Annotated in this window: 4 protein-coding genes and 2 pseudogenes; 5 read left to right on the top strand and 1 reads right to left on the bottom strand. The window is 65.7% G+C overall.

The annotated features are described in order from the left end of the window. Positions 1 to 271: pseudogene (locus KAY22_RS25670) on the top strand (hypothetical protein); the annotation flags it as partial. 58 nt (positions 272 to 329) lie between these two features. Next, a complete protein-coding gene (locus KAY22_RS25665; protein WP_296625940.1) occupies positions 330 to 1283 on the top strand; it encodes a DNA topoisomerase IB in 954 nt (317 codons plus the stop codon). Here KAY22_RS25665 and KAY22_RS25660 read toward each other — a convergent pair whose 3' ends face one another. After that, positions 1284 to 1811: a J domain-containing protein gene (locus KAY22_RS25660; RefSeq protein ID WP_296625939.1), complete on the bottom strand. Its 528-nt coding sequence runs from the start codon at positions 1809 to 1811 to the stop codon at positions 1284 to 1286. 204 nt (positions 1812 to 2015) lie between these two features. Between KAY22_RS25660 and KAY22_RS25655 the strand changes: the two genes are divergently transcribed. The 3 genes and pseudogenes from KAY22_RS25655 to KAY22_RS25645 all read left to right on the top strand — a co-directional run. Then, the gene (locus KAY22_RS25655; protein WP_296625938.1) at positions 2016 to 2690 is read left to right on the top strand and encodes a hypothetical protein; all 675 of its coding nucleotides are present in this window, start codon (positions 2016 to 2018) and stop codon (positions 2688 to 2690) included. Between the two features lie 92 nt (positions 2691 to 2782). Continuing rightward, positions 2783 to 3628, top strand: coding sequence for a MoxR family ATPase (locus KAY22_RS25650; protein WP_296625937.1), 846 nt, complete (start codon positions 2783 to 2785; stop codon positions 3626 to 3628). A 117-nt stretch (positions 3629 to 3745) separates the two neighbouring features. Next, positions 3746 to 4036 (top strand): annotated as a pseudogene (locus KAY22_RS25645) (hypothetical protein); the annotation flags it as partial.

Below are 4036 nucleotides of genomic sequence, written 5' to 3'. Positions count from 1 at the left end.
CGCTTTGCCTGACATCAACGGCAAAGTCGGAATCATGCTGACGCTGACCCCCGACGCGGCGAAGCGGCTGGAAGGGATCAGCGGCGCGCTGGTCGGCAAGCCGCTGCTGATCGCGCTCGACGGTAAAACCCTCGCGGCCGAACTTGTCCGCAAGCCGATCCGCGACGGCGTGATCGAACTGCCCGGCCGCTGGAGCCTGACCGATGGCGAGGCGCTGGCCCGCCGCATCTCCGGCCGCGATCCGCTGCCCGACGATCTCGGCAGCGAATAGCCGGGGCCGCGCGTTTCAGGGCGATGCAGCGATTCGCCCGGTCGGGCGTTTTACCGCCATGGAACATCGCCCGATAGACCCCGCCGAACGGATCGATGCTGCGCCCGGCATCACGCGGCTGCGACGCGGGCGGGGCTGGCGCTTCATCGCCCCTGACGGGACGACCGTCGCCGATGTCGAGCAGCGGATGCGGATATTGGCGCTCGGCATCCCGCCGGCCTGGCGCAAGGTGTGGATCAATCCCGACCCCGATGCACCGGTGCAGGCGACCGGTATCGACGCGGCCGGCCGCCGCCAATATCGCTACCATGGCCGCTGGCGCGAGGCGCGCGATGAGGAGAAATTCGCTTCGCTCCCCGCCTTTGCCGAACATCTGCCGCATCTGCGCGCGGTCGTGCGCAAGGCGCTGGAAAGCAACGATCCTTGGGAAAAGGCCCGCGCTGCGGCGGTTCGACTGCTCGACGGTTTCGCCATTCGTGTGGGATCATCGGACTCGGCGGCCCATGGCAGCTTCGGCGCTACGACGCTGCTTAACCGTCACGCCCGTATCCAGGGCGACCAGATTCGCCTCTGCTTCTATGGCAAGCACGGCATCAGGGCCGATCTGTCGGCCAGGGACGCCACCCTCGCTGCTGCCCTGGCGGAACTGAAGCGCGCCGGCTCCGGCGAACTGTTCGCGATGCGGTCGGGGGTTCGGGTCCGGGCCGCCGACGTCAATCAGTGGATAGCCGAGCTGACCGACGGCACTGGTACGGCCAAGACCTTCCGCACCTGGCGCGCCTGTGCCGTGGCCGCTGGCATGCTGGCGCGCGGCAGGCGGACGTCGGTAAAGACCCTGCTGAGCGAGGTCGCAGGACAGCTGGGCAATACACCTGCCGTTTGCCGAAAATCCTACGTGGCACCGGCCTTTGTCGAGATGGCGAAGGCGGGGCGGTGGATTGAAAACGTCCCGGCGAAGCCATCCCGATTACGAAGCAACGAGCGGGCGAGTCTCGCCGTTCTCACCGCCTGATCAGCGCGGACGGCGCTCTTCGGCACGGCGCAATATCTCGAAGGCGGCCTGAACCGCCTGGAACTTGATGGCGGCCTGCGGATCGTTCGGTTTGACGTCGGGATGATTGGCCTTCGCCAGCCGGCGCCAAGCGGCCTTCACTTCCTCGAAATCGGCATCCGATTCCAGTTCGAGCGTCTCGAAAGCGCGCAGTTCGTCGCGGGTCCAGCGGCCGTCGCCCGGCCCGCCCCAGCTGTGATAGGCCTGCTCGGTAAAGCCGGACGCATCGCGCTTCTCGTTCGCCTCGCGTTCGGCCGCTTCCTCGGCGGAGAGGCCGGCGAAATAATCCCAATTGCGGTTATATTCCTCCGCGTGGCGCGGGCAGAAATACCAGCGTTCTCGGCTGTTGGGGGATTTGGGGGCGGGGCAGTCGCCCGGCTGGTCGCAGCCATGGCGGTCGCACATCCGCACCTTGCTCGCTCCGCGCTCGCTGCCATAGCCTCGCCAGCGGGGAAAGCCCCAGTCGTTCGTACGGGATGATCGCGCCATAAGCCGTCCCTTCTAGCGCCGATGGGGTGAACGGGGAATTGATGTTTTGCGCATTCACCATCGGGCAGCATCGGCACCTTTCGGCCGGAAAATATATTTTGCGCCGTAAACGGGGCATTTACCGCAGTTGCGCTAGGAAGGGCTCGCGAGAGGCGGTGTCTTTGCCGATCGTGTGTGAACCGGTTGTATTCGGGACTGTTGCGTATGGCGTTTCAACAACACAAGGAGGCTGCGCGTCCGGGCGCGGCCGAGGCGGTCGGCGCTCTGCTCGCGGCCGATGGCGGCAAGACCCACCCCTATATTGCATCGGCCATCTTCGCGCGTGGCCGTGAAGCGGCGCGCGATCTTGCCGACGCCGTGCATCTGATCTCCAGTCTGCACGGCAGCCATCCCGGCGTGGTCGATCTGGCTCAGCAAAGGCCGCCGGAGGAAGCTGTCCGAGGCTGGCTCGACGCGGCGGCGGAGGGCTTTGCCGAGGAGCGGGCCTATCTGATGCGAACGGTCGTGGCGGCAGGGCCACTGCCCAGCACCCCAGGCCACGCCGGTTGCGAGACCGCCGTGGCGGGACAGCGGCATGCGCTGGAGATGCTGGCCAGGTCCGAGCGCAACGGCTGCGCGCTGGGCGCGGCGGCCGCGCTCGTGCTCGACTGGCGGGCGATCCGTGCCGTGGTCGACGCGGCGGCGCAGCGCTTCGGCGTGACGCTCACTCCACCGGCGCTGCCCTCGATGCGCCAGACGCTGGGCGTCCTGGAGCTCATCGAGGCGCCGGCCGCCGAACGCGCCATCGTCTTTGGTGCCCAACAGCTGCTGATCCAGCATCGCGGGCTGTGGGATCTGCTCGAGGCCCGCTCGGGCGCGAGGGTCGACGCGCTGCTCTGACCCGGTCCTTCGGGCGCCCGCACGGGGCTGGACAAGCAGCGGCAAGGCACCCTATCGCCGGAAACAGCGGTTTTCCGGCGGGAGAGATGGGCGTGCGCTTCGAAGGTACCAGCAACTATGTGGCGACCGACGACCTGAAAGTGGCGGTCAACGCAGCCGTTACGCTGCGGCGTCCGCTGCTGGTGAAGGGCGAGCCGGGCACCGGCAAGACCGTCCTCGCGCACGAAATCGCGGCAGCGACCGGCGCGCCGCTGATCCAGTGGCACATCAAGTCGACCACCAAGGCGCATCAGGGCCTGTACGAATATGATGCGGTCGCCCGTCTGCGCGACGGTCAGCTGGGCGACGAGCGGGTCCACGACATCCGCAACTATATCCGCAAGGGCAAGCTGTGGGAGGCATTCACCGCTCCGACCCTGCCGGTGCTTCTGATCGACGAGATCGACAAGGCCGATATCGAGTTTCCGAACGACCTGCTGCAGGAACTCGATCGCATGTCGTTCGACGTCTACGAGACCGGCGAGACCGTCGCGGCGAAGGAGCGGCCGATCGTCGTCATCACGTCGAACAACGAAAAGGAGCTGCCCGACGCCTTCCTGCGCCGATGCTTCTTCCACTATATCAAATTCCCCGACCGCGAGACGATGCAGGCGATCGTCGATGTCCACTTCCCGGACATTCAGAAGACGCTGGTCTCGCGCGCAATGGATATCTTCTACGAGATCCGCGAGGTTCCCGGCCTGAAGAAGAAGCCGTCGACCAGCGAATTGCTCGACTGGCTCAAGCTGCTGCTGGTCGAGGACATGCCGCTCGAGGTTCTGCAGAATCGCGATCCCAAGAAGGCGATCCCCCCGCTTCACGGCGCACTGCTCAAGAACGAACAGGACATCATGCTGTTCGAGCGGCTCGCTTTCCTAGCGCGCCGTAGCGGAAACTGACGATCGGCCCAGTGCGCCCCTCCGACAAAAGTCTTAGGTATTTCACCTGTATTTCCGCGCAAAAGCGACAGCGGCAATTTTCGCCCCAATGTCAGTCTGTTGCGAGGGTGGTGGCGTATGGAACTACCGGATCGTGAACTGTTCGACGTTCGTCAGCTGCCCGTTGCGGGCCGCTGGTTCGATGTCGGGGCATCTCCAAAGATGATGACGGCTGATGACGTGCAGGGCCTGTGGACGTTGCGCTTCGGCCCGTTCGGCTGCCGGGACGACGAAACACGTGGCGGGGTCGTTCATGTCGAAGGCGACCGCATGGCCGGTGGCGACGCGCATATCGTCTTCCATGGCGGGTTCCATATCGACGACACGACGCTGACGACGTCGTTGACCATCGTCAGGCATGGTCAGGGC

This window comes from Rhizorhabdus sp. (assembly GCF_018006725.1).
GTDB lineage: Bacteria > Pseudomonadota > Alphaproteobacteria > Sphingomonadales > Sphingomonadaceae > Rhizorhabdus.
The sequence above is the reverse complement of the archived record's forward strand: the minus strand, read 5'-3'. Positions and strand labels throughout refer to the sequence as shown.

Coding starts and splice junctions, on each gene's coding strand:
- KAY22_RS25655 (WP_296625938.1), top strand. CDS start 2,016: ATGGCGTTTCAACAACACAAGGAGGCTGCGCGTCCGGGCGCGGCCGAG.
- KAY22_RS25665 (WP_296625940.1), top strand. CDS start 330: ATGGAACATCGCCCGATAGACCCCGCCGAACGGATCGATGCTGCGCCC.
- KAY22_RS25660 (WP_296625939.1), bottom strand. CDS start 1,811: ATGGCGCGATCATCCCGTACGAACGACTGGGGCTTTCCCCGCTGGCGA.